This is a genomic window from Acinetobacter sp. ANC_7504 (genome assembly GCF_056779995.1).
Genome location: NZ_JBWYIZ010000001.1, coordinates 664525 through 690326, shown reverse-complemented (window position 1 = coordinate 690326; position 25802 = coordinate 664525). Strand labels below are relative to the sequence as shown.

The 25802-nt window shown below is 37.8% G+C and carries 37 protein-coding genes; 19 read left to right on the top strand and 18 right to left on the bottom strand.

The window, feature by feature from the left end; genetic code table 11:
• Positions 1-7 precede the first annotated feature (7 nt).
• The 5 genes from terL to AC1M9F_RS03380 form a co-directional block, all read right to left on the bottom strand.
• Entirely contained in the window at positions 8-1534 is a 1527-nt protein-coding gene (gene terL / locus AC1M9F_RS03400; protein ID WP_481597054.1) for a phage terminase large subunit, read from the bottom strand.
• Positions 1512-1994 carry a DUF2280 domain-containing protein gene (locus AC1M9F_RS03395; protein ID WP_168396906.1) on the bottom strand — a complete coding sequence of 161 codons (483 nt, stop codon included), beginning with the start codon at positions 1992-1994 and terminating at the stop codon, positions 1512-1514. Before AC1M9F_RS03395 ends, terL begins: the two co-directional genes overlap by 23 nt.
• Positions 1995-2040: 46 nt before the next feature.
• Positions 2041-2688, bottom strand: a complete 648-nt coding sequence (locus AC1M9F_RS03390) for a putative metallopeptidase (RefSeq protein WP_481597053.1) — start codon at positions 2686-2688, stop codon at positions 2041-2043.
• The gene (locus tag AC1M9F_RS03385; RefSeq protein ID WP_171319224.1) at positions 2685-2855 is read right to left on the bottom strand and encodes a hypothetical protein; all 171 of its coding nucleotides are present in this window, start codon (positions 2853-2855) and stop codon (positions 2685-2687) included. Before AC1M9F_RS03385 ends, AC1M9F_RS03390 begins: the two co-directional genes overlap by 4 nt.
• Before the next feature lie 577 nt (positions 2856-3432).
• Positions 3433-3663, bottom strand: a complete 231-nt coding sequence (locus AC1M9F_RS03380) for a hypothetical protein (protein WP_481587460.1) — start codon at positions 3661-3663, stop codon at positions 3433-3435.
• Positions 3664-3989: 326 nt separating this feature from the next.
• Here AC1M9F_RS03380 and xseA point away from each other — a divergent pair, with 326 nt between their 5' ends.
• Genes xseA through AC1M9F_RS03365 form a run of 3 tightly spaced genes read left to right on the top strand, consistent with a single transcriptional unit; the run spans position 3990 to position 6124 of the window.
• Positions 3990-5252 (top strand): exodeoxyribonuclease VII large subunit, encoded by a 1263-nt coding sequence (gene xseA, locus AC1M9F_RS03375; protein WP_481597052.1) that lies wholly within the window; start codon positions 3990-3992, stop codon positions 5250-5252.
• Positions 5245-5439, top strand: a complete 195-nt coding sequence (gene xseB / locus AC1M9F_RS03370) for an exodeoxyribonuclease VII small subunit (protein ID WP_481591012.1) — start codon at positions 5245-5247, stop codon at positions 5437-5439. Before xseA ends, xseB begins: the two co-directional genes overlap by 8 nt.
• A 1-nt stretch (position 5440) precedes the next feature.
• Positions 5441-6124 carry a hypothetical protein gene (locus AC1M9F_RS03365; protein ID WP_481597051.1) on the top strand — a complete coding sequence of 228 codons (684 nt, stop codon included), beginning with the start codon at positions 5441-5443 and terminating at the stop codon, positions 6122-6124.
• A gap of 32 nt (positions 6125-6156) precedes the next feature.
• Here AC1M9F_RS03365 and AC1M9F_RS03360 read toward each other — a convergent pair whose 3' ends face one another.
• Genes AC1M9F_RS03360 through AC1M9F_RS03325 form a run of 8 tightly spaced genes read right to left on the bottom strand, consistent with a single transcriptional unit; the run spans position 6157 to position 10010 of the window.
• Positions 6157-6672, bottom strand: coding sequence for a hypothetical protein (locus AC1M9F_RS03360; protein ID WP_481597050.1), 516 nt, complete (start codon positions 6670-6672; stop codon positions 6157-6159).
• Positions 6673-6674: 2 nt separating this feature from the next.
• On the bottom strand, positions 6675-7076 hold the full coding sequence (locus AC1M9F_RS03355; protein ID WP_481597049.1) for a DUF559 domain-containing protein: 402 nt from the start codon (positions 7074-7076) through the stop codon (positions 6675-6677).
• Positions 7076-7372, bottom strand: coding sequence for a hypothetical protein (locus AC1M9F_RS03350; protein ID WP_346792898.1), 297 nt, complete (start codon positions 7370-7372; stop codon positions 7076-7078). The genes AC1M9F_RS03355 and AC1M9F_RS03350 overlap by 1 nt, the downstream gene beginning before the upstream one ends.
• Positions 7354-7623, bottom strand: a complete 270-nt coding sequence (locus AC1M9F_RS03345; protein WP_481597048.1) for a hypothetical protein — start codon at positions 7621-7623, stop codon at positions 7354-7356. The genes AC1M9F_RS03350 and AC1M9F_RS03345 overlap by 19 nt, the downstream gene beginning before the upstream one ends.
• A 3-nt stretch (positions 7624-7626) precedes the next feature.
• Positions 7627-8385: an ATP-binding protein gene (locus tag AC1M9F_RS03340; protein WP_481597047.1), complete on the bottom strand. Its 759-nt coding sequence runs from the start codon at positions 8383-8385 to the stop codon at positions 7627-7629.
• The gene (locus tag AC1M9F_RS03335; protein WP_481597046.1) at positions 8382-9284 is read right to left on the bottom strand and encodes a replication protein; all 903 of its coding nucleotides are present in this window, start codon (positions 9282-9284) and stop codon (positions 8382-8384) included. The genes AC1M9F_RS03340 and AC1M9F_RS03335 overlap by 4 nt, the downstream gene beginning before the upstream one ends.
• Positions 9285-9333: 49 nt before the next feature.
• Entirely contained in the window at positions 9334-9786 is a 453-nt protein-coding gene (locus AC1M9F_RS03330; protein WP_481597045.1) for a phage regulatory CII family protein, read from the bottom strand.
• Positions 9787-9809: 23 nt separating this feature from the next.
• Positions 9810-10010, bottom strand: a complete 201-nt coding sequence (locus AC1M9F_RS03325; RefSeq protein WP_481597044.1) for a Cro/CI family transcriptional regulator — start codon at positions 10008-10010, stop codon at positions 9810-9812.
• A gap of 100 nt (positions 10011-10110) precedes the next feature.
• Between AC1M9F_RS03325 and AC1M9F_RS03320 the strand changes: the two genes are divergently transcribed.
• The 11 genes from AC1M9F_RS03320 to AC1M9F_RS03270 all read left to right on the top strand — a co-directional run bounded on the left by AC1M9F_RS03320 (position 10111) and on the right by AC1M9F_RS03270 (position 17333).
• Positions 10111-10758 (top strand): LexA family protein, encoded by a 648-nt coding sequence (locus AC1M9F_RS03320; protein WP_481597043.1) that lies wholly within the window; start codon positions 10111-10113, stop codon positions 10756-10758.
• 35 nt (positions 10759-10793) lie between these two features.
• On the top strand, positions 10794-11009 hold the full coding sequence (locus AC1M9F_RS03315) for a KTSC domain-containing protein (protein WP_481587472.1): 216 nt from the start codon (positions 10794-10796) through the stop codon (positions 11007-11009).
• 51 nt (positions 11010-11060) lie between these two features.
• Complete coding sequence (locus AC1M9F_RS03310; RefSeq protein ID WP_481597042.1) at positions 11061-11933, top strand: hypothetical protein; 873 nt, start codon at positions 11061-11063, stop codon at positions 11931-11933.
• Positions 11934-12800 carry a hypothetical protein gene (locus AC1M9F_RS03305; protein ID WP_481587474.1) on the top strand — a complete coding sequence of 289 codons (867 nt, stop codon included), beginning with the start codon at positions 11934-11936 and terminating at the stop codon, positions 12798-12800.
• 101 nt (positions 12801-12901) lie between these two features.
• Entirely contained in the window at positions 12902-13228 is a 327-nt protein-coding gene (locus tag AC1M9F_RS03300) for a hypothetical protein (RefSeq protein ID WP_481597041.1), read from the top strand.
• Positions 13229-13405: 177 nt separating this feature from the next.
• Positions 13406-13792, top strand: coding sequence for a hypothetical protein (locus tag AC1M9F_RS03295; protein WP_481597040.1), 387 nt, complete (start codon positions 13406-13408; stop codon positions 13790-13792).
• A 213-nt stretch (positions 13793-14005) separates the two neighbouring features.
• Complete coding sequence (locus AC1M9F_RS03290; RefSeq protein ID WP_481597039.1) at positions 14006-14434, top strand: hypothetical protein; 429 nt, start codon at positions 14006-14008, stop codon at positions 14432-14434.
• On the top strand, positions 14434-15510 hold the full coding sequence (locus tag AC1M9F_RS03285; protein ID WP_481597038.1) for an ATP-binding protein: 1077 nt from the start codon (positions 14434-14436) through the stop codon (positions 15508-15510). Before AC1M9F_RS03290 ends, AC1M9F_RS03285 begins: the two co-directional genes overlap by 1 nt.
• Positions 15507-16862, top strand: a complete 1356-nt coding sequence (locus AC1M9F_RS03280; RefSeq protein WP_481597037.1) for a hypothetical protein — start codon at positions 15507-15509, stop codon at positions 16860-16862. The genes AC1M9F_RS03285 and AC1M9F_RS03280 overlap by 4 nt, the downstream gene beginning before the upstream one ends.
• Complete coding sequence (locus AC1M9F_RS03275; RefSeq protein WP_179998060.1) at positions 16859-17002, top strand: hypothetical protein; 144 nt, start codon at positions 16859-16861, stop codon at positions 17000-17002. The genes AC1M9F_RS03280 and AC1M9F_RS03275 overlap by 4 nt, the downstream gene beginning before the upstream one ends.
• Positions 17003-17066: 64 nt before the next feature.
• On the top strand, positions 17067-17333 hold the full coding sequence (locus tag AC1M9F_RS03270; RefSeq protein WP_179998061.1) for a helix-turn-helix domain-containing protein: 267 nt from the start codon (positions 17067-17069) through the stop codon (positions 17331-17333).
• 14 nt (positions 17334-17347) lie between these two features.
• Here AC1M9F_RS03270 and AC1M9F_RS03265 read toward each other — a convergent pair whose 3' ends face one another.
• Together AC1M9F_RS03265 and AC1M9F_RS03260 are read right to left on the bottom strand one after the other, a co-directional pair.
• On the bottom strand, positions 17348-18610 hold the full coding sequence (locus AC1M9F_RS03265; RefSeq protein ID WP_481597036.1) for a tyrosine-type recombinase/integrase: 1263 nt from the start codon (positions 18608-18610) through the stop codon (positions 17348-17350).
• 310 nt (positions 18611-18920) lie between these two features.
• Positions 18921-19154 carry a hypothetical protein gene (locus AC1M9F_RS03260; RefSeq protein WP_035270711.1) on the bottom strand — a complete coding sequence of 78 codons (234 nt, stop codon included), beginning with the start codon at positions 19152-19154 and terminating at the stop codon, positions 18921-18923.
• 272 nt (positions 19155-19426) lie between these two features.
• Between AC1M9F_RS03260 and AC1M9F_RS03255 the strand changes: the two genes are divergently transcribed.
• Together AC1M9F_RS03255 and AC1M9F_RS03250 are read left to right on the top strand one after the other, a co-directional pair.
• Positions 19427-19975, top strand: coding sequence for a hypothetical protein (locus AC1M9F_RS03255; protein WP_092766323.1), 549 nt, complete (start codon positions 19427-19429; stop codon positions 19973-19975).
• Between the two features lie 147 nt (positions 19976-20122).
• Entirely contained in the window at positions 20123-20599 is a 477-nt protein-coding gene (locus AC1M9F_RS03250; protein ID WP_481589971.1) for a hypothetical protein, read from the top strand.
• A 44-nt stretch (positions 20600-20643) separates the two neighbouring features.
• Here the strand turns inward: AC1M9F_RS03250 and AC1M9F_RS03245 are convergent, their stop codons facing one another.
• The 3 genes from AC1M9F_RS03245 to prmB form a co-directional block, all read right to left on the bottom strand.
• Positions 20644-20997, bottom strand: coding sequence for a hypothetical protein (locus AC1M9F_RS03245; protein WP_481589970.1), 354 nt, complete (start codon positions 20995-20997; stop codon positions 20644-20646).
• Between the two features lie 98 nt (positions 20998-21095).
• Complete coding sequence (gene aroC / locus AC1M9F_RS03240; protein WP_092766326.1) at positions 21096-22181, bottom strand: chorismate synthase; 1086 nt, start codon at positions 22179-22181, stop codon at positions 21096-21098.
• A 14-nt stretch (positions 22182-22195) separates the two neighbouring features.
• Complete coding sequence (gene prmB / locus AC1M9F_RS03235) at positions 22196-23206, bottom strand: 50S ribosomal protein L3 N(5)-glutamine methyltransferase (protein WP_035263595.1); 1011 nt, start codon at positions 23204-23206, stop codon at positions 22196-22198.
• Between the two features lie 371 nt (positions 23207-23577).
• On the opposite strand from prmB, the gene AC1M9F_RS03230 reads away from it, so the two are divergent.
• The 3 genes from AC1M9F_RS03230 (at position 23578) to AC1M9F_RS03220 (ending at position 25733) form a co-directional block, all read left to right on the top strand.
• Positions 23578-23787: a cold-shock protein gene (locus tag AC1M9F_RS03230; RefSeq protein ID WP_035263597.1), complete on the top strand. Its 210-nt coding sequence runs from the start codon at positions 23578-23580 to the stop codon at positions 23785-23787.
• 123 nt (positions 23788-23910) lie between these two features.
• Positions 23911-24216, top strand: coding sequence for a hypothetical protein (locus tag AC1M9F_RS03225; protein WP_481595328.1), 306 nt, complete (start codon positions 23911-23913; stop codon positions 24214-24216).
• A 143-nt stretch (positions 24217-24359) separates the two neighbouring features.
• Positions 24360-25733 (top strand): ABC1 kinase family protein, encoded by a 1374-nt coding sequence (locus AC1M9F_RS03220; RefSeq protein WP_481597035.1) that lies wholly within the window; start codon positions 24360-24362, stop codon positions 25731-25733.
• Positions 25734-25802: the final 69 nt, after the last annotated feature.

The window sequence follows — 25802 nt, the reverse complement described above, 5'->3', positions numbered from 1 at the left end:
AATACCTCTAATCAAATACAGTCGGCTTTTTCGCAAGTGAGTCATTAATCGCATCGATGGTAGGGTCCCATTGGTCATCATGCTCATGTGTGAAGTCAGCTTTTAGGCCCTCGATTTCTTCAACATAATTCAATAACCATGGTGCACTCACAGGTAGAACAACACGGCGATCTTCAACATAGAACACCACATCCATAGTACGAGTCAGCTTGTCTATATCACGCTGAATCGCTTTGATCGGTAATGTGGTTTCACGCGAAATGTTTTGAATCAGCATCGTTCCAGATGCTTTATCCTCGATGGCCATGTATCGAAGCTTGCCGATCTTGGTATTGCTTTCCTTATGCTTATTGATGAAAGCCTTAGCTTCCTTAATCAGCTCAGGTGCTTCCCATTTGCCACGGCGCACATCGATGATGTACAGGCGATTGTCATAACCAAGCCCTGCACATAAGAACACTGAATAGTCGTTATGCTCTTTGGTTTTTTGCGCCGTATCTGCCCATATCGCACGCCACTTCAGTGGAGGCAATTCAAGATAGCGATCAAACCATTCAGCTTTAACAAGGTCACCGCCAAGCTTTTTAGGTTCTTGCTGGTACTGACTGCGGAACGTATAACGCGACACTGTAGCGCCGTCTTTGTCCTGACCGCCTTTCTCTAACTGCAGTAATGACTGTAACGACTCTTTCAGTGGCCAATAACTCTGACGTCCTTTCTCATCACGCTCGACATCACGTGGTACCTTACGGCGTATATGCTCAGGCAATGAGTTGATATAGTCATCATCAATCAGTGCTGGTATCGAGATCTGATGCCATTTCCCTGGCACGTTGCCAGTCATCACAAAGTTGGTCGGATCCTCAACGTGTAAACGCTGCATGATCAGAATAATCGGAGTAGTTGATTTGGCTTTACGTGAGTTGACCGTGTTCAGAATCTTACGATTTGCCTTGTTACGTGCCGTCTTACTAAATGCATCTTCAGGCTTGAGTGGATCGTCCAGAATAATCGCACCGGTAAAGCCAGCATCTGCCAAAGTACCTGCACGGCGGCCCGTAACTTGACCACCCATCGAAGCAGAATAGACGTGCCCCGCTTCATAGCCATCTACAGTAGTTTTCCAACTTGCCTTAGCATCGGTACTGGTCGAGATCTTTACAGGCCATAAGCCCTGAAATTCGACCGATTTCACGATGTTTCGCGCCGTAGATGACACATCCTCTACAAGTGACTGCGAGAATGACAAATATAAGAATCGTGAACGCTGATTACGTGCGATACCACGTGCGATCAAATTGGTCAGTAATTCAGTCTTGCCTGAACCTGGTGGAACGTTAATGACTAGGTTTTCAATGCGACCAGCAATGACTTCATCAATTGCCCATGCAATATATTCATGGTGCCAATTGACTGAGAACTTAAACCCCATACGAGGCATGAAAAAACGGCGTGTGAAAAACAAATGTTCACGTTCGCATTTCTCACGTTCGATCTTTATCTCAAGCGGTCTAGTATTTACTTTCGAGTTCATCTAACACCTGCTTCACTAATTCAGGGCTAGCATCCACGTAGGTAACATTTTCGCTTTGTAATGGCCCACCACCTGCGCCAGTCAATTCTGTTTTATTGGTGTACTTGCCACCGACGTCTTCAGCCACCTGTTTAAGAATGGTCAGCTGTAAAATAGGGTTACGTTTGTTCTGTGGGTTATTCAGCAAGTTCTCATAATGACGTAAGCGCACGGCGAGATTCGCCAAGGGCATTTCATCTGTGTTTTTACGGAACTGCTCCCGGGTTTTATAAAACTCGTCAGCGAGTGCCTTACTGAGGTTTTGCCCTGTCCGTTTGGTCGGGTCGTATGCCTCACACTGCTGACGTGAAATAGTGATGCCAAACTCTTGTTGGACAAGCTCAACGGTTTCAGTAGGTGTATTCCACTGCGCTAAGCTACGTACGATAAAGAGTTTGTGCTTTTGATTTAGCGTTGCCATTGCTCTTTATCCGTCCAACTTCGTCCAACTTAATGGACAAAAAAATTTAAACGACCTTCAGGAAGCAAGTACCACACGCATGGTAAATATCGGCTCTTGAAATTTCAGGTCGCTGTTTCGCTGCATCAATCATGGTTTGAACTTCTTCGCTTGCACCATAACGGCGTACCACACCAGTGAATTCCTCCACGTCATGCCCTTTGATCTCAAGCTTTGGTAAACCTGTTTCACGGTTAAATTGTGGATTACCCCATTCATCACGCTTATGTGCAATGTGGTAAAGCTCATGCTCAACCAGTGCACAAAAGGCAATATCATTCGCCACTTGGGCAAATTTGGCATCAACCGTAATGAGATATTCAGGAACTTGACCAAACCATTGTTCAAATTGTTCCTCTTGGCGTGCTTTCTTCCATCCACCCACATTGATCATGACTTTCTCAGCTTGACCAACGACAAAACGCCCCTGTTTGATAAATCCGCCGTTTGCCCACATCACGGCGATCTGTGGCCAGTAAAATGAGTCCAGATGAATATGATCAGGGTTAAATACTTCAGAATGTTCATTTAGGAATACAGCTTTAATCCATGCCCATAGTTCTGGTGCAGGCATAAAGTTAGGTGTATCCAAATCGAATATTTCTTTTGGTGGGTATGGTCGAACTGGTATGGCTTGTCCGACTTCATTGCTCATTGCAGTACGTTCCGTAAGTTTCGGATGCGCTCCTTAAGCTCAATCATGATTTCATCAATCGCAATCATTTGATGACGCTTAAGACCTGAACGGCTGAGGTTTTGATATTTCGCCAGCTCCGCACAACAGAACTGTAAATCTTGTTTAGCTTGCACACGATCTGTCATATAAGTCCCTACCGCGTTAATACAATATTTCAAACAAAAGAAACCCCACTAACAATTACGTTAGTGAGGTTTAGTGCCGTAATAAGTTCGGCCAGTACTTCAAAAAGGGCTTGCTCTTACCTGCGAGCCCTTTAGGTTGGCATGGTGCAAATACATGCATGCGTTAGAAATTCAAGTTAGATGTTAAACATCCAAGTTTATTGAAAGGAAAACGCAATTCCGTATTTCAACTTGAACACTTCCGTTTTGCTTACGGTTACAACCCAAGATCACATTAACACCCATTTAAACTTGAAATTTAAAGTTAATGTAAGGGAATTTATTTAGTGTTTTAACTTGCTAATTCAATGAAAGATTAATTATGTAAATAATCCAATCTCAATTTATTTGTGATTTTAAACACAATAAAATTAACTGATAGATATTCATTAACTGTTAATAATTTAAAAGGCAAAAAAATACCTCCTGGGTGAGGAGGTAAAATTGAAGAACAGGTTAGGTCCTGTGCATAAATAATATTCAATTTCTAAAAGCGTAGCATTAGCAATAAGTTACAATATTATATTAGAAGAATTCATTAACCCGAAGATTTTAATTCAAGCTGTCTATCATCTTGAGTAATCTTAATTTTAATATTTTGATAAGTACGCTTACTAGGATTCATAGCGGATCCTACTACCTCTTCAAAAAACCTTCTATCTTTCATTAACTCTGCATATAGCTTGTAGCCTATCAATATTCTTTCAGGTTTTTTATTATTCGCTAATGTTTCTTTAAAAATATTGTTTAACTGGTTTACATCTACCATAAATAAAAATTAGCTCTAAGTTTAAGAAGCCCATTATGCCTTATTTAAAAGTTCAAACAATGACAACTTCCTGTTATTAAAGCTTTCAGAACAAACAAACGTTTAAAACATTATACTTCGTAACTTTATCACCCAAAAAAAGAAATATTGATAACAAAAAAAGCCCACCATTTGGCGAGCTTTTAAATTAACTTCATGTATCAACGTACACTTCGGTCACTATAGCTGAAATATGCCATAACCCTTGTGCAAGGTCAAACATTCATCATTGTTTTTGAACAGTATGTTCGTTAGTATTTTTAGTAACCTCATCTCGCTGCTCAATGATGTCTGATTACAAGCTAACCTTAAGTGAATATTTATCCACTGTTCAAGAAGTTATACGGGTCACCTTTGATGAACCTGTTTGGGTCAAAGCAGAGATAAGAAATTTAAATATTAAAAGCGGACATTATTATCTTGAGCTGGCTGAAAAAGAGGAAGGTTCAGACAAAGTAATCGCAAGTTGTAAAGCGACTATTTGGAAGTCTTCTGCTCAAAAGATGGTTCTAAAGTTCGAACGTGAAAGTGGTATTGAGTTATCTCGAGATCTTAATGTTCTGATAAAAGTTAAAGCCAAGTTTGACCCTCAATATGGTTTCTCAGTTAATGTAGAAGATATTGATTCAAGCTTTACGTTAGGTGACATAGCACGGCGTTATCAGCAGACATTAGAAAAATTACAAACCGAAGGTCTTGCAGATAAAAATAAACAGCTACCTACGCCGTTTGATATTCAAAATGTCCTGGTCATTGCACCTGAAAATGCTGCAGGTTTAGGCGATTTCAAAAAGGATGCTGACGCATTAGACAAATCCGGTGTCTGCCATTTCGTTTATCACAGTGCAACTTTCCAAGGCAATACAGCTCCAACAAGTATCCGAGATTCTTTAATAACTGCCCTTAAGCAATGGGTCAAAGATTATGAAGTTGCCCCTGATCTCATCGTTCTTATTCGCGGTGGTGGATCTGTAAATGATTTAGCATATTTAAATGATTTTGATTTGGCAGCTCTGCTTTGTAAGCGTTCCGTCCCTATCTGGGTCGGTATTGGCCATGAAAAAGACCGAACGATTTTAGATGAAATTGCACATCGATCTTTTGATACACCCAGTAAGGTTATTGGAGGTATACGTAATTTGATTGTAGAGCGTGTCCAAGATGTAACTGATTCTTTACAAATTATTAAGTTGTTATCTCAGCATCAGATCACGGCGTATCAAAGCCAGAATGATCAACACATAAAGTCAATCAAGACACTGGCGAATAATCAAATTAGTTTAACTAATCGAAATTTAGACTTAATTAAAGACACCACTCAATATTTAGCTCAGCAACAGGTTAAGCTGGCTTCTCAGCAAGTTGAATCTCTCATGCGCGAAACATTACTTCAGAATCCCAAAAATGTTATGGCCAAAGGTTTTGGTATCGTCCGTAGCCAAGGCAAAGCCATACGTTCTATTCAACAAATATCAGGTGATAGCATTCAAGTAGAATTACAGGATGGTATTATCAATGCCAATGTGACTCAGGTATCTAGCAATGACTAAGAAAGAATTAACGTTTAAAGAAGGCTATGAAATTCTCAAAAAGAACGCCGAGCTCCTTGAGTCTCAAGATGAACCAGATATTGATAATTTGATGAAAATTGTTGAAGAATCGATGTCAGCATATAAAGCCTGTAAATCACGTGTAGACGCCGTTCAACAAGCTTTGAATGAGACATTTAAGGATTGAAATGCATAATTCACTTGAAAGCTTCTTAAAAAGAATATCTTTTTTCCTTATTTATTTACCAGCACTCATTTATGGTTGCCAAATTGCTTATTTTTCAGGAATAAGTGAACCGTTGGGAATAGACATCTCATCCTTAGGAATGAATTATTTTGAGGTTTCATTTTTTGGTTATTTAAATCTATCTACTACGTTTTTAGATAATTTAAATAAACTAGTATTATTAATTGCATTTTCTATATTGTATTTAGCCATAGCATTTTTATTACATGTTTTGGCGATTCACCCTTCAGAAAAAGAAAATGAAAAATTCAGAGTTGATGCACTATTATCTAGTTTTGAATTTCAGAAACCGATTATTTACTCTAAGTTTGTCAAAATGGTTAATTCATTTTGGTTTACCACTACTATCTATTTCTTTATATTTATTTTTAGTCTATTTCTCATTTTTACATTCTATAATAAAGGTAAAAAAGATATTATTTCTACTGTTGATAAGATTAAGACATCTGAAATTTGTGAATACACTACTGGTTATATCAAACAAAATAACGAACAATTCAGAGTCAAACCTATTCTGTGTGGCAACTATAAATGTTATGGAATTAACTTAGATAGACTTGAAGTAATCACTTACCTCCCTGAAAACTATAGTCAATTTTTAAATGTCCCAAATAAATTTAAATAAATGAATACTTCAATAACGGTTAATAAAGCACCTTATTTGGTGCTTTTTTTATATCCAACAAACCCATACCGACTATGCAAAGCAGCTAAACCGCACTTAACATCCATTCTTGAATCTGCTTGAGTACGATTTTCACGTACCATTTCAGACCAAGAATTCCCATAAAAATATCGATCAATAACTGCATCCATCCAATCATCTAAAATTTCAGATTGTCCCTGCATATCTAATATTAAACGCTGTACGGCGCGTGCTTCATTATCATCAATCTGACACACAATTTTTGTCTGCTTTAATTTTGGTAATTGATAATCACCAGTCAGGAAGTCAACAATGATTTTTGATTCCTGTAGATTGGTCAGTTTTTTCTGTTTTCTTTTCTTAGTGGCATTATCCATGGCCACTGCAATCGGATTAATACTTTGGCTACATGTACCACTAACTGAATTCATCCATGCGCCGAATTGGTGTAACCATCCTTCTAAATCAAAACGTGACCAATCTATTGTTTGTAAAATATGTTGTTTCGTTGCCTCTGCTACAACCATGACTATTCCCCTACCATCTTCTCAATTTGTTGTATTGCTAAACCTGATTTCACTTGTTCTGTACTAAACCGTAATATCTGGTAACCCATCATTGTTGCTGCGTTGTATTTTTCCATATCGTCGATATACCCCTTGCCTCTGGTATGGCGTCCACCGCTCCATATACCGCCTTCGACCTCAATCAATATTTTCTTGCCGATTAGGTGAAAATCAGCTTTCCATTTGCGTTTGGGATGGAACCTAAATTCCTGCTCAAACTGAATTTTCACCGCACGTAATTGCATGGCCAGTTTGGATTCACCCACACTTTCACGTGCTGCTTTAACCGTGGGACGCTTACGCCCCTTTTTCGGTTTTTCGATTCCTAGCATCTTGTGGTATTCAGCCAATGAGTAACTCGTCATTAATCACCACAAGTCCTAATAGTAAAAATTTGTTTTGTTTTTTCTGTCGGCGTAAAACCTGCCGGTGTCGCATCATCTCGGGTTACATAGCCAGCTCTTTCCAACTGATCTAAGTAGCGTTGTGCGGTACGACGTGTTTTTCCAATCCATCCTAAAACATCAGTAGCACTTGTTTTTCCACGTTTAGCCATCATTTGACGCAATACCAGTAGCATCTGCTCACCTTGAGCCACCGCATGTTGTGATCGGCACCAGTCCATCGTTTGGAAGTCATGCACTACTTTTTGCTGTGCCATATCCTTTCCCCATCAACGGATCCAAAACCACAGATCAAACATGCAACGTCATAATCATGTTCACATGCTTCAAGCCCAATTACTTCAACATCACTTGGTGAGCACATAAACGGCGTACCGTCATTCAATCGACCAAATACGTACCCATCTTCAAGGCGATCTATTACGCCGTGGCCAGTGAAGCGATTGCCTGAAAACTCAGTACGTGATTCAGAAACAAAATCCACTTTTACACTATTTCCTACATGCATCGTTTAGCCCCCAAACTGATCTACAACGCATGATTTGATTCGTGCATCTTGCCAATTACACTCAACGATATTTAATCCCTCGTGCTGGAATCTAGACCACAGTCGGTCACCCAAATCTTCTTTAAGTTTTTGAACTGTCAAATTAGAAATTAACATTGTGGGTTTGGCTTCGTCGTACCGTGAATAAAGAACCTTGTGAACCAGCTGGAGTCGATTTTCATGGCGATCATGCAAACCATATTCATCAAGTATTAAAAGATCAGTATCGGTGAATCGATAAATCGCTGCAGCTTCACTGTCATCAGCTTTCTTCCAAGCATTTGCAATTTCATTAGCCATATCTTCTGAAGTTATGTATCTAACAAATAAACCCTTGTTAAGTAGTGTTCTTGCAGTCGCACAGCCCAAATGCGTCTTCCCTGTCCCAGTCTTGCCAGACAAAATCAAGTTTCTTTTTTCACCATCGATCATTGCCTTTGAAAACGATATGCAGCTTTTGAGTGCAAAATTTTGTCCAGGTAATTCTGTCGTATAGTTTCTGAATCCAGAATGTGTGTGACGATGTGGAATCATGGCACCAGCGAAATGAAGTTCACGAACTCGTTGATCAACTTTCTCTTGATGGTTTTTATTTGATTCTGCTACTAATTTTTTGGCACATTCAGGACAAATTTGATTCGGTCCTGCCTGAATTTTTTGGATCTTGTGCACAGTGCAGTAGGCTGCAACTTGCTTGAACTTCATTGAAATCATGTCGTTCATACGAAATCCTCTGGTATTTCAACCGCTGATACTTCACCCTGATACTGTGGAATATCAGCCCAGGCATCATTAACGTTGCGTCCATGATTTTGTGATAGTCGGCTGCCTAATTTTTCAGTCTCTCTCACAGCTTTCGAAATTTGTTTTTCAAACTCCTGAATCAACCAAGCTGCAAATTTTCTCGTTTTTTGGTTTTCAGTGAGATTTATTTTGTTTTCCCAATGAGCATTAAAATTTCCTAGGTGAAAATTGAAATCAGGAAGTGCGATTATTTCATCTGCTCGATTACTGAATTTTGTTTGAAAAATTACTGTCTTCAAAAAATTTAAATTTGGATTCCACTGTTCTGAGAAATCGTTTTTTTCGTGCGCGTTTTCTTGTGTGTGTGTTTCTTTAATATTTTCTTTAAGTGTTTCTTTAATAGGGTCCCGTTTGGCGGTACTAGTCCCGTCACCTTTCACGGTACTAGTCCCGTCCCGTTTAGAGGTACTACCCTTAAATGGTACTAGTCCCTTTTTGCGGTACTGGTTAAGCGTCAAGAAATACTCATTTAAACATCCTGTTTTTCTCTCAACATGAATTAAAAAACAGTCTTCAAGTTCTTTAATCGCTGACATAGCGGTATCACGTTTTTTTAAACCGCAATACTTTTGAAATTGAGTGATTGAAATAGTGTGAGATTCACGCCCAAAACCTAGAGTTTGGCGAACAATGAACATTAAACACTTGAAAGCTTTATCACTTAAATCAGCCATAATCTCGCCATCAATAAGCAAATTAGGCATTCTTGTGTAGCTCTCGTCTTTGTCAGACATAGCATGTCGCTCTTTCTTGGGGAATTGAACCACTTCACCTTGCGAATCAAATGGATCATGTGCTAAATTTGATTTCATATTCATATTTGATTTACCTTGAATTGAATAACCTGAAGAAGCCTGACCTCGACCGTCAGGCTTTTTCGTCTACGCATGCATGAATTTGTGAATCCAGCTTTGCTAAAAATAAGTGCAGTTGATTTATGACTTTGGACATGTCCAAGGCTTCTCCTTGTGTAATTCGTCCATCCGCCATCATTTCTCTAAATACTGCACATACATCCCCTCCGCCCTTACCTATGCTTAAAACTAGATCAGTCAGCGCCGTATCTCTACATTCTGGAATCTGAGGAAGATCAATTGAGACCTTTCCGTGTTCAGCATTAAGTGCTTGCAAAATCCTGCAATCCCCTGTGATCGCGATTAACTTTGAAGCTTCGACTAGCGTTAGATGATGTGTTTCCGTATTTGGATTGACTTTACTGTTCAACACAGCAGGACTTTTAATACCAAGACGTGGCGCGAGTGCATTTGCTCCGCCTGGATAATCGTGAACTGTGTTATATGCAGCATCAGTGATGTTCATTCGTATTCCCTTTGAACGTGTTTTTAGGCAGATGCTTTATTACTATTTTCAGCAGAACGTTTGATAGGTATTTGGCCTTTTGCTAAATCCCTAATTTGATATTCACGTGCCAAAGGAATTTTATGCTCTGACCATTGACTAATGGCTTGTGAAGATACTTCTAACTTTGCTGCCAGATCAGTAACACTGCAATTTAATAAATTCAGTGCTTCTTGTTTTGTCATTGATTTTGCCCCTAAAGGTAACTTTACTTACTTTATTAAACAACATAAAACTTACCCAGTCAAATGGTAAGATTACTTACATCAAACTTGGTTAAAAAATATGGAAACTCTAGGTAGTCGCTTAAAATCGCTTAGAAAGAATAAAAAAATAACTCAACAACAATTAGCTGATGCTATAGGCGTATCTAAGACATCTGTTATTTATTGGGAGAAGGATGACAACACTCCTAAGCATGATAGTCTCATGGCACTTTCTAATTTTCTGTCAGTTTCACCTGACTTTTTATTATCTGGAAATACTACTGTTAATTTGGATTCCAATGTCGCTTCTCCATTCTCCATCATTGGTCGCCTAGTTCCAGTCATTTCGTGGGTTCAAGCTGGATCTTGGACTTCAGTTGACTCAGTACCTAATGGCACACAATTTGAAGAATGGTTACCCCCTAACCCTAAATGCGGAAAGAATGGGTATGGATTGGAAGTCGTCGGAGAATCTATGATGCCTGACTTTAGACCAGGCGATAAGATTTATGTAAATCCTGATTTTCAAACGGCGGATTTGAGAACAGGTGATCTTGTGATCGTTTCCTGTGAAGGTGATGCTGAAGCGACGTTTAAAAAATTAATACTAGAAAGTGGCAATGTTTACCTACAACCTTTAAACCCTCACTGGCCTGAACAAACAATCGCTTTAGTTGATGGGTGTAAGTTAGTCGGTAAAGTTGTTGGGTTGTACAGGGATGTTTAAACGTTGAGTTACTGTTGGCTTGGGGGATATTAGATGTGCAAACGATAGAAATCAATTCCCACAAGATCAGCTATGTGCTTTATCAGCACAACCTTCTGACAGTGGGACTTCAGACGGGTGAAAGATTTCTGTATCGCCTGATTGAATCTAGCACATTTGTTAAATTTATGGATTCGGCCGATAAAGACAGATTTTATAAAACAGAAATTGAAGCGAATAAAAAGTTTAAGCGTATTCAGCTTTTTATTTAATTAAAAAAACCGCTATATACGGCTTGGGTTTTATAATAATGGAGATGGGGTATGCTTAAAGTTCTTTCCGAGAACTCTTATCAAGCAACACTTGCAGAAATTGATTTGGGTCAAATTGGAGCTACTAAAAAAGCGAGCATTCTTTGGGAGGATGGGGTCGCAAGAAGCAGCTATGTAAAAGTTTATCAGCCAGAAGAGCGTTGCAGAAAACTTTGCAATGAGGCGATTGGGTTTATACTTGGCAATAGCCTGGGCTTGTTGCAACCCACCCAAGCTGCATTAATGCCAATTCCCGAATTCATAAAACCTGAATTTGACTTGATTTCAGATATTTACTCAGAAAATCAAGTGTGGGCTTGGGTCACAACAGAGTGTGGAAATTCTCTAAAAGCTCAATTTCGAATTAAGTCCACCCCCCTCCCTCATAAAAAAGAAAAAAATAATATATTTCTTTATGAATGCTTAAATTTTCTAGCCAAAAAGGAAGGCTTGCCGCCCATAATTGCATTTGATGACTATATTGCGAACAACGATAGAAATATTGGAAATCTAGTTATTGACCTGGATGGATCGATTGGGATTATTGACCATGGTGAAGTGTTAGGGAGGATTGATTGGCTGGAATATTTGTCATATCTTTATGATGATGAATATTTTGACAATGTTCTTTTAAAGATTGTGGATGACTTCTCTCCTTCTAAGTTCCAAATACGAGGGGCTTCGGTTTTAGCTAGCAAAGAGCACACCTCTGCTTATAAAAATTCTAAAGATGATTTGGAATACTGGTTGCGAGTACTTTTGCAGCTTAGTAAAAAAGATACGTTATTCCAAGAAAAGTGCTTGGCACGTCTGTTAAAATATTTATCAGTCAGAAGCTTAGAGCCTTCTGAATCATTTGCACAAAGAATAGGATTGGTGGCTTAAATGAATAATCCTAGTTTAAATCAATTAATAAAAAGTGTTACCAACCATCATGTTAATGGTGAGTGGATGGTGATCCAATGGACTCCCAATATTACTACTCGTGAATCATTTAATCTTGGTGTTGCGATCGATGCTGATGGGGCAAAATTTATAAAAACCATAGATCAGGATAACTTTTCAAGATTTGCTTGCATGTTTGGTGAGGATATTCTAGATCACGTTAAAAAAATAACTAAAATTGCAGAGTTAGCTTTTAATAATAATATATACGATCTATCAGATCAGATACGCTTTGATAGACGTGGCCCAATTAAGGGTATTAATGGTGCTTCACTGGTTGAACATCTTTTTGAATTAACTGTACCATTAGGTAGACCTAAACTCCCTTCAAAGCGAGTTAATTCTGGATTTTCGGCTATTAATTTACAAAGCTTAAGCAACAACATAATTGATGAGCTTAAGTTCCAAAATGGATTAAATTACTCCGAAATAGTAGCTCAAAATTCAAATATCACTATTAATGATAAATCCATTTATATGCCTTTAAGACCTAAAAACAAGAGGATTGTGGGCAATTGGGCCTCTGTAGTGTACGCGGATATTAAAAGAGTTAAGACGGATTATTTGCAAGCTTTAAATGACCTTAGAACAGTTTCTAGCAGCTTAGATAGAGCACCTGCCTTATTCATTCTCAAACCAACACAAGAGAATTTTAATAAATTATCTCAGGCGCGAAAAGATGCGTGGGATGAGGCTGTAGACAAGCTTGATAGCTCTCTCAAACCTCAGGGGATTGAGCTTTTTTCCAGAAGCTCTTCAGCTGAATTAGCCCTTGATATTAATAACTGGTATAAAAAAGCAGGTTAAATTTTTAAATACTAAAAACCCCATCCAACCCACCCCCGCGGTGGGTTTTCTTTTATTAACCAGTCTAATAGACTAACAATAATTTAGAAGAACTCAAACATATGGAAACTATCTCATTTTTGTGTCTAATCACTTTTGGAATTTTTGGATGTTATGAAGCTGAAAAAGTAGACCCAGAACGTGAAAAACTACTATTGCAGTTTAAAGATCTCGATTCAACGTTTATGTCGTACCAAGCTCAATTGGTTGCACCTTCAACCCCAAATGAGATTCGTAAACAAATTATTTGTAATGAATTCCCTTTTACCTATGAACAAGAATACATGCCTTTAATGATCAAACTTGACGGTACTCATGAAAATGAGTATTCAACTGATCTAATAAACGCATTTGACACATACAAAACGAAATACAATATTCAATGTTAGTAAGTTTAAAAGGCCTATTATTTTTAATGGGCCTTTTACTTATACATCTTCATGTCTTTAAATTATTTCAAAGAAAAAATTAAACATAACGTGTGAATTATCAGAGTTAATCAAAGAATTAACTCTAACTACAAACCCGACGCAGTCCTTAAGTACAGATGAGTGAGAGTAAATTAAATGTATGGCTTTCCGAAACAACCTAATTTTCAGTCAACTAAAATTCCAAAACTCGATTTAACTTTAGATGAAATTAAATCAAAGTCTGATGAAGAGCTTTTGAGATATTTAAGTGGAGAAAATAGCCCTGGAATAATACCAGCACCTTTACTTCAGGCAATCAGTTACGAGCTAACATCAAGACAGATACAAATAGCAAGTAAACCTCACTGGACGGTGACCCCTACATTTATCGTTGGATGTATTGCATCTATCCTGGCGGCCATATCGATTCTTGTTACTATCTATTTTTCAGTTTTTTATAAGGCAGAAAATAATAATAAACATACAAATCAAAGTTACACTGTTGAAAAAAATAGTAGCCCAAAGCAGGCGCTTAACAACTAAAGATTCATCTTCAGACATCTGAAATAGCTCCAAACAACCCACCCAGTGTGGGTTTTCTTTTGCCTAGTATAAAATAATTAAAGCAAAATAGTAAGTTTAATTACCAATAGTATTGACATTAAAAGTAAGTTATCTTACCTTTATCTCACAGACAACAAAAAAGCACACCGATCTTCGACCCCCGATGTGCTTTTGCAAACTGCGAGATCAATTATGAATCTAAATTTCACCCCATTCAATACCGTCGCCGTAAGTTTATTAGTTTCTAGTGTAACGATTGGTGCATTAGTCTTCACTAAACAACCTCAAGCGACAGATTTGAAGCTTAGCTACTCAAGCTATATACCTAATCAAACATCAGTTGCAGCCCTAAAACTGACCTCTGAAACGACTGGCTACGCTGTAATACGTTTTGATGAATACACACTCGATGTGTCATTTGACTACGAAAAATTTACGAATGATTACGGCGTACCTGGTAGTGAATTTGATGATGCAATGATTACATCGCTGACGATCGACAAAATTCACGATGTATTAGGTAATTCAGTAACAGATTTCACAGATCACAATGACCATTACAACATTAATCAAATGTTGATCACTCACATGCATAAGAATCGCATGTTAGGGGGTGTGTAATGTCGACTGTATTTTTTAAAAAAGCGCAACGTAAAAATGCAAAATTACGCCTTGCTCTTGCTGGGCCTACCGGTTCAGGTAAAACCTTAGGTGCACTTCTTTTGGCTAAAGGAATTGGTGGGAAAATTGCTGTCGCTGATACAGAAAATAGTAGTGCTGAGCTGTATGAAGATATTGTTGAGTTTGAGCATGCGAACATTCAACCTCCCTACACTCCTGAAAAGTTTATTGATGCTATTCATGCTGCAGAAAAAGCAGGTTTCGATACCTTAATTCTGGATAGCATTACTCATGAATGGTCCGGCGTTGGCGGTTGTTTGGAGATTGTAGACAAACTTGCCAGCACAACTTTCAAAGGTAATAGCTGGGGTGCATGGAGCCAAGTTACACCAAGACACCGTAAGTTTATCGATGCAATGCTTCAATCTAGCATCAATATCATTGTGACCATGCGCAGCAAGATGGATACGGTTCAGGTTGATGCAGGTAACGGTAAAAAGAAAGTAGAAAAAGTGGGGATGAAAGCTGAACAGCGTGATGGTATCGAATATGAGTTCACCACCGTTCTGGATCTAACTCACGATAACTATGCAGTTAGAACAAAAGATCGTACCCGCATTTTTAATGAACCCATGCTTCTTTCTGAACAGGCTGGTGTACTACTTAAACAATGGTTGAACTCTGGATCTGCTAATGCGTGTATCAATGGCAATCAATTCTTAGAACTTGAGGCACTTATGCAACAAGCTGGAATTGATATTGAAAAGTATTGTGCCAAACGAGGTCTAAATAGTCTTCACGATGTTCAACAGCAGAAGTTTGATGAAACAAGCGCAGGCATTCACGCAATCATCCAGCGTAACCAACAAGCACAACGAGCTAATGAACAGCAGCTACATGCTGAAAATGAAGCACGTCTAGAAAATGATTATCAGGCTGCGTTGAGAGATATTCGGAATGCTAATCACGTCAATGATCTAAATCGGCCTGCGGACTACTTCAAAGGCACAAAGTACGAACAACAAATTTTAAACGCCTGTCAGGCGAAATCAGATATGGAGGGATGGTCAGCATGAAAATTTTAAATGGTAAAGAAGCCTTTGAAGCAATGATGGCTGGTAAAAAAATTCTGTGCCGTGCCATTGGTGATTTACTTGAATTCAACGATCTGGAAAATTTTCCGGCAACTATCTTTGCAATGCCTGGCTATGAGTTCTCTATCAAAGTTGAAACTATGGAGTTGGCAGGTATTACTTTTGCTAAGCCTCTAACGCTTGATGATGTAGTGGAAGATCAGGAAATCTTTATTGTTCATCCTGATCACGTTTCCCTGGTTAAATACAGTAAACAGAATGAGGAATATTTTGCTTGTGTGCGTAATGGTTTTGCTCAAGCAGATAATAAAAATGCAGTGTTACAACTAGAGGCAATCGGTAAGCTATTTGGTCGAGTCATTTGTTATTCACCAACAATCGATAATACAGGTAAGGCCAAAAAGAAACGATCAACCAAAGCTAAGAATGATGTAGACCAGGTCAACACACCAGTTACCCAACAGCCTGAGCAGGAAATTAAAACCATTTATGGATCTGATGTTAATTCTGAAGAAGTTTTTAATACGTATAAATCAGGTATCACTAACACCAGTAGCACTGAAACTATCGATGGATTGGTTTTCCAGGTCAAAACAGACCCAATATTAAGTGCTGACCAGATAAATGAATTGGTGAATTTTGCTGAAACACATCGAAAACAATTGAGTGATGCAGTTGAGCAAGATGAACCTGTGCTTGATGATACGGATCCTGCGATTCGGAGATTTATCGAAGCTATTGATAAATGTAATTCAGATTATGAGTTGCAAGGTGTTGAGCGCAACCTGGAAGGCAATAAAGACAAACTTGCTGATGATGATTACCAGGATCTGGTCAATCGTATTGCTGGTAAACGTGAAAGTTTCTTTGATACCAAGCAATCAGGTGTACATCATACAGAATCATCAACCGGCAATTTAAGTATTGCTGAACTTAAACGACTGCAGGAAGAAGCTGAAAAGCTAACACAAAACAAGGATCAAGATGCAGATGGAGAATATCAATCATTGCTCGCTGATCTAGTTGATCGTGCCAGTAAGGCCAATACACCTGCTGAAGCCAATACCTTAGTTCGATACACCAAAACATGGACAGAAGAGCAACGCAAACCACTGCTTGATGCCATCCATAAACGCTTAGTTCAGCTGAATGATTCAAATGAACAACCATCACTGGCGGTACGTATTCAACGAGCTGAGGATCTGACTGAACTGGATGTTCTAGAGATTGATGTATCTGCATGTGATCCGGTTATTCAACCTAGATTAATAGATCTTATTGAGCAGCGCCGTATTGAGCTTGAATCACTTACTGAAGCTGGTGAGCCACAATGAAATTCAACTATTCCTCTATTACCCGAACACTCACAGTGTTCGGGACGCGAATGACCCATATTTTCGAAAATGTTGGTATTGGTGAAATTGATTCTTTGGTCATCAATGCAAAGTTTAAAGAAGCAACTTGGAGAAAGTAATGAAAAAAATTTATGTATCAGATTTTCAAAATGAAAAACAAATACAAACAACAGAGGTGTTTTCATGGCTTTGAAAAGTTTAAAAAATATCAATGAGGATGAACGATCTAAATTATTAAAACCTTTTTTAGATGCTCCAGATGATCAAAAGTTTGGACAAGATTTGGTAGCTCTATATTTAGATTGTTCGCCTTGGACTTTAGCTAGAATGCGCTGTGATGGGTCTGAACTTCCCTACACCAAAATAGGTCGTCGAGTTGCTTATAGAAAAGCTGATGTACTCGCTTTCGAAAAAAGGAGAACTGTGACCTGCACTGCTCAATACGTATAATTAAGAAGGCAGGTTTATCCTGCCTTTAATTGTTTGAGTCTTTCATCCCAGACACTTTCGTAGTTAAAACAATCAATTTTTCCTTGGTATACAGCCTCAATCATATTCATGGATGCTCTTAATTCCTCCATCGGGATTTGAACATATCCACCTGTTACATCTAAACGCGGTTTAGCAGTATGGTTAAGCAGTCGTTTAGTCACATAGATATTAAATCTTAGTAAGTTACATATCGTCGCGAAGGTGCGTCTAAAATCATGCATCGATACATAAAAATTAACTTGGGTACCTATTTTCTTGAGTGCAGTATCTACTACAGTAGCGTGAATATTATGAGAAGTTGGAAGTTTAGTCGCTGGGAACACCCAATCATTTTCTTTTAGTAAGTATCTTTCTTTAAGTATGGATAGTAAGTGGTCCCCTACTGGAAACTCATGATTTGAACCATTTTTCGTATCTCTAAAAATAACTATACCTTCTTTAAAATTCACATCTTCCCATTTAAGACCACAGACTTCTTGGCGACGGCAACCGGTATACATGGTAAATAAAATGATATCTCTATGCGTGTTGGATCGTGCAGTATTTTCTAAATTGAGCTCATCCTCATAATTTAGAACGGCGTTGTAGTATTTATGAATGATACTTTTATCTAAATGCCTATTACGACTTTCAATCTTATTCCAACCTTTAGTTACGGCAATAATATCTACCGGATTGCTTTTTAAAATTGGGTTTTCATCGGTTGAATAAAGTACATGAATATATTTCCATACCGTGCCAAGCAATGAAATAGCACCATTGGCTGATGACTTGCTGAGCTCAGATACTTCGATAAATTTATCCAGGACTTCTTTTTTTGTAATTTCAAAGAGCTTTCGATCTGACCACTTTAAGTATAAATCAAAGTATTTTTTATACTGTCTAATTGTTTTAGGTTTGAAATCATTTCTATCGATATAAATCTTTAATGCTTCATCAACAGTGATATTTAAAAAATTATTTACGCTGACTTTTTCATTTGGACTAATGTATTCCCCATTGGAGATTTGAGCCAAGATCATTTGGGCTTTTGCTCGAGCAGAATTTACGGATATTTCATTCGCTTTCCCAATCACGACTCGATAAAGTTTACCCTCGTGTCTACGTTCAACAATATAGGATTTTGATTTCGTGGTGATTCGAATCGCGAAACCGATCAAATCTGTATCTCTGATAATTTTTTGACCAGAATCCGTCAATGGGATAGCATCAACATTAGACTTGTTGAGTTTCATGATTAATCCAATAAACCTTCAGTAAGTTTATTAAATCATGCTTCTCAACAGTCTACAAATAGTCTACACGTGATTTTTTAAGACTTTTATAGCATCGTTAAAATTAATATAAACTACTAATAAATATATAATTTTAAGTTAAGAATAATCCACAATGGTGTTATAGAAAAAGTAGAATCCACCTAACCTACTTTGGATTGGGAATGTTTGGTGCATATTGAACCGTGCTTAATTTCGAATAGAACTATATTATAAAATAGATAATGAATAGTGATGAGAATAAGAAAGGCAGCTCAAGGCTGCCTTTAAATTAATTCAGTGCGATGACTTTAACTAAGATTGTTTGTGATTCTTCAAAGTCATCAAATATTTGCTTTCGATTAAGTTCTTTTGACTTCACTTTAAACTCATGATTCTGGTACTGAATGACTGATGGAATTGAATCGAAATACGCATAGTCTGCCTCGATGGTTTCTTCAAACAATGGAGTGCCCAATTGATAGTCTTTGCTCTTCAGCACCACATATTTCACAGTCGTTTTCATTTCATACTCTTTTATTAACGCTTTATTTTTAGTTATATCACCTTTTGAAAAGTGTTCAATCAAAAATAGAAGCGTTTGACCATAAAGGACTCAATCAATTATTTTTTACCACCTTTAAACTTAATTCAAGCAACCTGACAAGCATCACAAAAAGAAAAATAGCAAAACACGACAATAAATATATATTTTTTGATAACTAGTTAACATTTATATGGATTATATGCTAAATTTAGCATATACAAAAACAACATCTGTTTAACTGGTTGATAATAATGAAAGTTCAATTTATATCTATTCTTACTGCTCTTTCACTGAGTGGGTGTATCGTTGTATCCAATAAACCAAATGCAAGTTCTGCAAAAGCTTATGCATCTAATGTTATTGATTTTAAACCTTCAGAAAATGCCAAGCGAATTGAAACACGTGGTCAGGTGATTTGTGAACCGTCAAAACCATGTACTGAGTTAACATTTGATTGGAAACAGCAGAGCAATAACTTATTTAGAGTACATACCAATCTATTTGATCGAAAATCTTTTGATATCAAGCAAGTGATCTTCACGCTAGATGGTCAAACTTATCCTTATACAACTTTAACTCAAACCAATACACGATCAGTCAACAATTCCGATCTCATTAACTCTTCAAATTACATTGATGTACCAATGAATTTTGTCGTTATGTTTGATCAGTCTAAATCTATCGATATTGCTGTAGTGACAGATCAAGGTGCTATTACGCATAGCATTTTAAAAGATGGGCATGCATCGTTTGCCTATCAAACATTTAAAAGTGGCTACCAACAATTTAAGCAAAAGTAAAAAAAGACCCACTATGGGTCTTTTTTAATCATCGATACAAAACTGCAACGTGTTATTAGACTTCTAGGCATTTCATTTTTTAGAATTTTTCGTTAGATTTAACAAATTGTGTACACAGTTATAATAAACAAGACAATAGGTAAAATCATGAAAATCAAACTAGCGCTTATTTCAGCATTGGTTGTATTAACAGGTTGTGCAGGAAGCTATCCAGAACGTGTTGTAACCAAAGGACCTCTCATCTGTGCTACTGATGAAATTTGTCCTGAACTTGCACTCCGTTGGAATGATGAAAAGCGTAATGGTTTTAAAATAACTGCAGATGTAAATGACACTGTACAGCACGATATAAAACAATTGAACTTTATTGTTGATGGTCAACCTTATGTCTATTCAACAATTCAACCAACCCAATATGCAACTGCAGCCGGTGTAACGAATTCATCTAATTTTATTGTCGTTCCTGTAAGTTTTTTAAACTCATTTAGAGACGCAAAACAAATTGATCTAAAAATCGTGACAGCTAACGGCGAAGTGACTCGTCCCATCCTGCAAGCTGACGGTCAGAAGTCTTCTGCTTACTTAACATTTATCAAAGGTTATACAGGTCAAACTATCGAATAAATGAATTATTCACTAAAAAGCCAGTTCGTTGAACTGGCTTTTTTTTAAGGCTTACAACTTTTTTGATAACTTGTTCCTAAATCTTGGAATGATAACTCAAAAGAATTTCTCATTTTTTTTGCAAATAATGCTTCTTCTTTTGCTTTAGCCATATGAATATTCTTTTGTGCTAATCGTTCTAAAGCATTTAATGCATCTGCATATTCACAAGCTCTTTGAATGATCAACGAAATATTCTGCTTACTATCGACCGATTGATGTAATCGAATTTGACTCGCTTCAATTTCGTTATAAATTGACTTCACTTCAATATCAAACTGAGATTGTGTTAAGCCATTCGCATAACTATACGATAATCCGCATAAGACCATCGCCCCAACCAATATCCTTATTTTCAATTGAATTCCCCATAAAACGTTCAATTGCAATTTTAAAATTATATTAAAAAGCCAGATCAATTATCTGGCTTTTTACATCATACGCTTTTTTACTTTGGTTAAATTGGCTCAAATGGCGCAACAACGTCGGCATTTTGGGCACGATGACGCATAAAGTGATCCATTAACACGATTGCAAGCATCGCTTCAGCGATTGGTGTCGCACGAACACCCACACAAGGATCGTGACGACCTTTAGTAAGAACATCCGTATCTTCACGATTAATGGTAATCGTTTTGCCTGGTGTGGTAATAGAAGCAGTAGGTTTTAGTGCAATTGATACACGAATATCTTGACCACTTGAGATACCACCTAATATACCACCAGCGTGATTCGCTAAGAAGCCATCAGTTGTCAGTTCATCACGTGTTTCATGACCAAATTGTTCAGCCACGCCAAAACCATCACCAATCTCTACACCTTTAACCGCATTAATTGACATCATCGCATGTGCGATATCAGCATCTAAACGGTCGAAAACAGGTTCTCCCCAGCCTACGGGTACTTTAGAAGCAATAATTTCAAGTCGTGCTCCACAGCTTGTTCCTTTTTCACGCAATGATGTCACAAGTGCTTCAAAGCGTGGTACGGCATCAACATCACCACAAAAGAATGGATTATTCGGCACTTCATTCCAATCTAATTTTGCTGTTTTTTCAGTTCCGATTTGAGTTACATGCCCACGGATTTCAATACCAAATTTTTCAAATAAGAATTTTTTAGCAATTGCACCCGCTGCAACACGCATCGCTGTTTCACGTGCGCTTGAGCGACCACCACCACGGTAATCACGGAAACCATACTTTTGTGTATAGGTATAGTCTGCATGACCTGGACGGAAAGTTTGTGCGATATTACCGTAATCTTTAGATTTTTGGTCTGTATTACGAATTAAAAGACCAATGGATGTCCCAGTGGTTTTACCTTCGAACACACCTGAAATTATTTCAACTTCATCTGGTTCTTTGCGTTGTGTTGCAAATTTAGAGGTACCTGGTTTACGACGATCTAAGTCTATTTGTAAGTCCTCAGCTGATAACTTCAGACCTGGTGGAACTCCATCTACAATCGCCATCAAACCCACACCGTGAGATTCACCACAAGTTGTTACACGGAACAATTGTCCAATACTATTGCCAGCCATGTTCAACAACTCCTTTATACTTGAACAGATTGAATGAATAAATCACGATATTGACGGCATTGTGCTGCAGTCAGTGCAAAAATACCTGACCCACCACGTTGGAATTGCAACCAGTAGAAATCAACAGTATTAAAGTTTTGCTTCATCGCCCATTCTGAGTTGCCCACTTCAATGACGATTAAACCATCTTCAGTTAAATAGTCTGCGGCTTGAGCCAGCATTTTACGCACAAGATCCAAACCATCTTGACCCGCTGCCAATGCCAACTCTGGCTCGTGATGAAACTCATCTGGTAAATCTGCCATATCTTCAGCATCGACATAGGGCGGATTAGAAACAATTAAATCATATTGATTTTCGGCAGGTATTTTAGCGAAAAGATCAGATTCCAATAAAGCGACTTGATACTGTTTATTGTGATGCTCACAGTTGATTTGTGCAACTTCAAGGGCTTCTTTTGAAATATCAGTAGCATCGACTTCAGAATCAGGGAATGCATATGCCAAAGCAATTGCGATACAACCAGAGCCAGTACACATATCCAAAATACGCTGTGGAGTTTTAGGATTTGGATTCACTGGCAAATTATTGACCGCCTCACCCATTTCACCATTTTCAGTCAAACAATAAGGTGCAAAACGGTTTTCAATCAGCTCAACGATTGGTGAGCGTGGAATCAGTACACGCTCATCTACATAAAATGGTTTACCAAAGAAATAAGCAAGATTTAATAAATATGAAGTAGGAACACGGTCATTGATACGACGTTCGAGTAAGCTCAAGAATTCCGCAACTTCGCTTGGCAGCAATTTTGAGTCTAAAATCTCAGCATCGGCATTCCAGTCTAGTGACAAAGTTTGTAAAACTAAAGCAGAACTTTCAGCAAAATAATCTTCAGTACCTTGACCTAAGTGTGCATCGTATTGACGTAATGCTGTAACTCCAAAACGAATAAAATCTCGAATAGTTGTTAAGTTTTCAGCGGCTTCCTGTAGATGTTCAGGGCTAATAGTCGGTCGATCCACTTAAGGCGTCTCCAAGGTCAATTTTTTAAAAACGCTCTATGATACCTTGTTTTATCCTATTAATAAAAAGTTCTATCCGTGTTATTCGGCAAATTTGTATTGAAAATTTGAATAGTTAGAATTATCCATTGAATAAGGTCTACTCATTCAGGTTTTAAAATAGCAAGAAAGTTGATTAAAACTAACGATATTGAAAATAATCGTGTATACTCGAAGCCAACTAGAAAATTTATGTTGTTTCATTAAATCTTTTATTTCGCAGTGTTAGTCATAATCCTACGTTTGGTTTCAGATTTTAAGTTTCATTTTTTTTCCAAGTTACATCATTGAGTTCAAACTCATAACATTAAAGTTTTATTAGGATTCCTATTATGTCTAATACTGTTAAAGGTACAGTTAAATGGTTCAACGAAACTAAAGGTTTCGGTTTCATCCAACAAGAAAACGGTCCTGACGTTTTTGCTCACTTTAGCGAAATCAAAGGTTCAGGCTTTAAAACTTTGGCTGAAGGCCAACAAGTTGAATTCAGCGTAACTCAAGGTCCTAAAGGTCCTAACGCTGTTGACATCGTAGCAGTTTAATTAACTGTTAAAAAAAGCGGGCTTTGCCCGCTTTTTTTTGACTCTCGAAAAGCTCACCAGACTTGAAAAAGAAAATTTAGACTCAAACTAATAAAAGTTAAAGTGAATTTCAAAAGTTAAAGTATGAGTTATAAACACAATAATTTAATGGCAATCCGTCAAAATTACTGGAGTGATGATTCTTCCCCTCGTGTCACAACAGAAAAACAATTTCTTAAGCAATTTTTGATGGATCATCAAGTTTTTGAAAATCCAAGTTTGGATGATGTTAAATATTTTGTCTTCAGCTTACCTAGCGTCATTATTATCAAAGCATATGCCCTTGGATTTATTCATGAAACTGTTGTCAACTTAATGAAGTTATTCATCTCTGAGTATCGCGTGCCTCTGTCTAATCGAGCTCAACTCCCAGTTAAATATCGACTTTAAAAAGCTTAGGCTATTTCAGTTTGAATAAATTGACCATTTATACACCTGATATTGAAATACTTGAACTATTTTAATACGTTCATAACATGTAATATTCAATACAATGATTTCTCTGCGCGATTCGCTTAAAGGACCTAAACTTCATGTCAGATCAGAATGAAAAGCTTAAACAATTAAAAACTTCTTCAATGGATCGCCGTCTTTCGATTGCGAAAGCTTCTCTACTGGCTGGCACACGCTGGGCTGCTTCAAGTGCGAGTTCTATTTTTTCAAGCGAAGAAGAAAAAGAAAAAAAACGTAAACAAGCGATGAAAGAACAAGCTGACTATCTCGTTGCTGAAATCGGTAAATTAAAAGGCTCTATCGTCAAAATTGGTCAAATGATGGCGTTATATGGTGAGCATTTTCTACCTGAAGAGATCACGCAAGCTTTAAACACTTTAAATAATCAGACCGTTGCCCTCGCGTGGCCTGCGATCCATGAGCAACTGCGCAACCAACTTGGCTCTAAACTCGATGATCTCACTATTGATCATGAGCCTTTAGGCACCGCATCATTAGCACAGGTTCACCGTGCAACACGTAAGTCTGATGGTCTTGAATTGGTGCTCAAAGTTCAATATCCCGGTGTAGCAAGCGCAATTGACTCAGATATGAGCTTGTTTAAGAACATGCTCAAACTTACACGCATGGTTCCTCAAACTCGTGAATTTGATCAATGGTTTGATGAGGTTCGCGAAATGATGCACCGTGAAGTAAATTACAAAATTGAAGCTGAAACAACACGTCGTTTTAGAGCGCGTTTAAAAGATGATCCGCGTTATGTTGTTCCACAAATTATTGATCAATATTGTACAGATCGAGTGCTTTGTATGACTTTTGAGCGTGGTGTTCCGATTAATAGCCCAGTCATGCTTTCACTCCCTCAGGAACGTCGCAACAAATTAGGTGAAGCATCGCTTGAAATTGCCGTTCGTGAAGTGTTTGAATGGGGCGAGATGCAGACTGATCCTAACTTTGGTAACTACCTAGTACGCTTAGGTGACGGCGTGCAAATTGAAGATAAAATCATTCTTTTAGACTTCGGTGCGATCCGTCAATTTGATGATCAACTCCTCAAGGTAGCTCGTAATTTAATTACCGCGGGCTATCATCATGATGCTCAAGCCATGGTCAATGCTATGACAGGTTATGAGTTTTTCGATGCAATGCCATTAAGCATTAAACCTGACATGGCAAAAGTGTTCCTTCTAGCTACTGAAGCTTTTAGTACTTATAGCAATAATCCAGACCTACCAACAGGCATTATGGATGAACAGCAGCGCTATGATTGGAAACAAAGCCAACTGCATAGCCGTGTGATGCAACGAGCATCCAAGTCGATGGCATCGCGCTATTTTTCAGTTCCACCGAAAGAATTTATGTTCATCAGTCGTAAGTTCATAGGTGCATATACATTCATGACTGTGATCGAAGCAAAAACAAATGTGCGCAAAATGATCCAATCATATGTTTAAGGAACAAAGACCATAGTGATCTATCGTGTCACTATGGTCAATTTATTAAATAAAAAATTTAATTACTAA

Bases quoted from the DNA above. Each gene is read 5' to 3' on its own strand.
- AC1M9F_RS03290 (WP_481597039.1), top strand. From the start codon at position 14,006: ATGAATCTAAATTTCACCCCATTCAATACCGTCGCCGTAAGTTTATTA.
- AC1M9F_RS03295 (WP_481597040.1), top strand. From the start codon at position 13,406: ATGTATGGCTTTCCGAAACAACCTAATTTTCAGTCAACTAAAATTCCA.
- AC1M9F_RS03300 (WP_481597041.1), top strand. From the start codon at position 12,902: ATGGAAACTATCTCATTTTTGTGTCTAATCACTTTTGGAATTTTTGGA.
- AC1M9F_RS03325 (WP_481597044.1), bottom strand. From the start codon at position 10,010: ATGACAAAACAAGAAGCACTGAATTTATTAAATTGCAGTGTTACTGAT.
- xseB (WP_481591012.1), top strand. From the start codon at position 5,245: ATGACTAAGAAAGAATTAACGTTTAAAGAAGGCTATGAAATTCTCAAA.
- xseA (WP_481597052.1), top strand. From the start codon at position 3,990: ATGTCTGATTACAAGCTAACCTTAAGTGAATATTTATCCACTGTTCAA.
- AC1M9F_RS03320 (WP_481597043.1), top strand. From the start codon at position 10,111: ATGGAAACTCTAGGTAGTCGCTTAAAATCGCTTAGAAAGAATAAAAAA.
- AC1M9F_RS03335 (WP_481597046.1), bottom strand. From the start codon at position 9,284: ATGAATATGAAATCAAATTTAGCACATGATCCATTTGATTCGCAAGGT.
- terL (WP_481597054.1), bottom strand. From the start codon at position 1,534: ATGAACTCGAAAGTAAATACTAGACCGCTTGAGATAAAGATCGAACGT.
- AC1M9F_RS03360 (WP_481597050.1), bottom strand. From the start codon at position 6,672: ATGGTTGTAGCAGAGGCAACGAAACAACATATTTTACAAACAATAGAT.
- AC1M9F_RS03285 (WP_481597038.1), top strand. From the start codon at position 14,434: ATGTCGACTGTATTTTTTAAAAAAGCGCAACGTAAAAATGCAAAATTA.
- AC1M9F_RS03330 (WP_481597045.1), bottom strand. From the start codon at position 9,786: ATGAACATCACTGATGCTGCATATAACACAGTTCACGATTATCCAGGC.
- AC1M9F_RS03365 (WP_481597051.1), top strand. From the start codon at position 5,441: ATGCATAATTCACTTGAAAGCTTCTTAAAAAGAATATCTTTTTTCCTT.
- AC1M9F_RS03250 (WP_481589971.1), top strand. From the start codon at position 20,123: ATGAAAATCAAACTAGCGCTTATTTCAGCATTGGTTGTATTAACAGGT.
- AC1M9F_RS03305 (WP_481587474.1), top strand. From the start codon at position 11,934: ATGAATAATCCTAGTTTAAATCAATTAATAAAAAGTGTTACCAACCAT.
- AC1M9F_RS03390 (WP_481597053.1), bottom strand. From the start codon at position 2,688: ATGAGCAATGAAGTCGGACAAGCCATACCAGTTCGACCATACCCACCA.
- AC1M9F_RS03255 (WP_092766323.1), top strand. From the start codon at position 19,427: ATGAAAGTTCAATTTATATCTATTCTTACTGCTCTTTCACTGAGTGGG.
- AC1M9F_RS03395 (WP_168396906.1), bottom strand. From the start codon at position 1,994: ATGGCAACGCTAAATCAAAAGCACAAACTCTTTATCGTACGTAGCTTA.
- AC1M9F_RS03230 (WP_035263597.1), top strand. From the start codon at position 23,578: ATGTCTAATACTGTTAAAGGTACAGTTAAATGGTTCAACGAAACTAAA.
- AC1M9F_RS03225 (WP_481595328.1), top strand. From the start codon at position 23,911: ATGAGTTATAAACACAATAATTTAATGGCAATCCGTCAAAATTACTGG.
- AC1M9F_RS03265 (WP_481597036.1), bottom strand. From the start codon at position 18,610: ATGAAACTCAACAAGTCTAATGTTGATGCTATCCCATTGACGGATTCT.
- AC1M9F_RS03280 (WP_481597037.1), top strand. From the start codon at position 15,507: ATGAAAATTTTAAATGGTAAAGAAGCCTTTGAAGCAATGATGGCTGGT.
- AC1M9F_RS03260 (WP_035270711.1), bottom strand. From the start codon at position 19,154: ATGAAAACGACTGTGAAATATGTGGTGCTGAAGAGCAAAGACTATCAA.
- AC1M9F_RS03275 (WP_179998060.1), top strand. From the start codon at position 16,859: ATGAAATTCAACTATTCCTCTATTACCCGAACACTCACAGTGTTCGGG.
- AC1M9F_RS03220 (WP_481597035.1), top strand. From the start codon at position 24,360: ATGTCAGATCAGAATGAAAAGCTTAAACAATTAAAAACTTCTTCAATG.
- AC1M9F_RS03385 (WP_171319224.1), bottom strand. From the start codon at position 2,855: ATGACAGATCGTGTGCAAGCTAAACAAGATTTACAGTTCTGTTGTGCG.
- AC1M9F_RS03350 (WP_346792898.1), bottom strand. From the start codon at position 7,372: ATGGCACAGCAAAAAGTAGTGCATGACTTCCAAACGATGGACTGGTGC.
- AC1M9F_RS03310 (WP_481597042.1), top strand. From the start codon at position 11,061: ATGCTTAAAGTTCTTTCCGAGAACTCTTATCAAGCAACACTTGCAGAA.
- AC1M9F_RS03270 (WP_179998061.1), top strand. From the start codon at position 17,067: ATGGCTTTGAAAAGTTTAAAAAATATCAATGAGGATGAACGATCTAAA.
- aroC (WP_092766326.1), bottom strand. From the start codon at position 22,181: ATGGCTGGCAATAGTATTGGACAATTGTTCCGTGTAACAACTTGTGGT.
- AC1M9F_RS03340 (WP_481597047.1), bottom strand. From the start codon at position 8,385: ATGAACGACATGATTTCAATGAAGTTCAAGCAAGTTGCAGCCTACTGC.
- AC1M9F_RS03355 (WP_481597049.1), bottom strand. From the start codon at position 7,076: ATGACGAGTTACTCATTGGCTGAATACCACAAGATGCTAGGAATCGAA.
- AC1M9F_RS03380 (WP_481587460.1), bottom strand. From the start codon at position 3,663: ATGGTAGATGTAAACCAGTTAAACAATATTTTTAAAGAAACATTAGCG.
- AC1M9F_RS03345 (WP_481597048.1), bottom strand. From the start codon at position 7,623: ATGCATGTAGGAAATAGTGTAAAAGTGGATTTTGTTTCTGAATCACGT.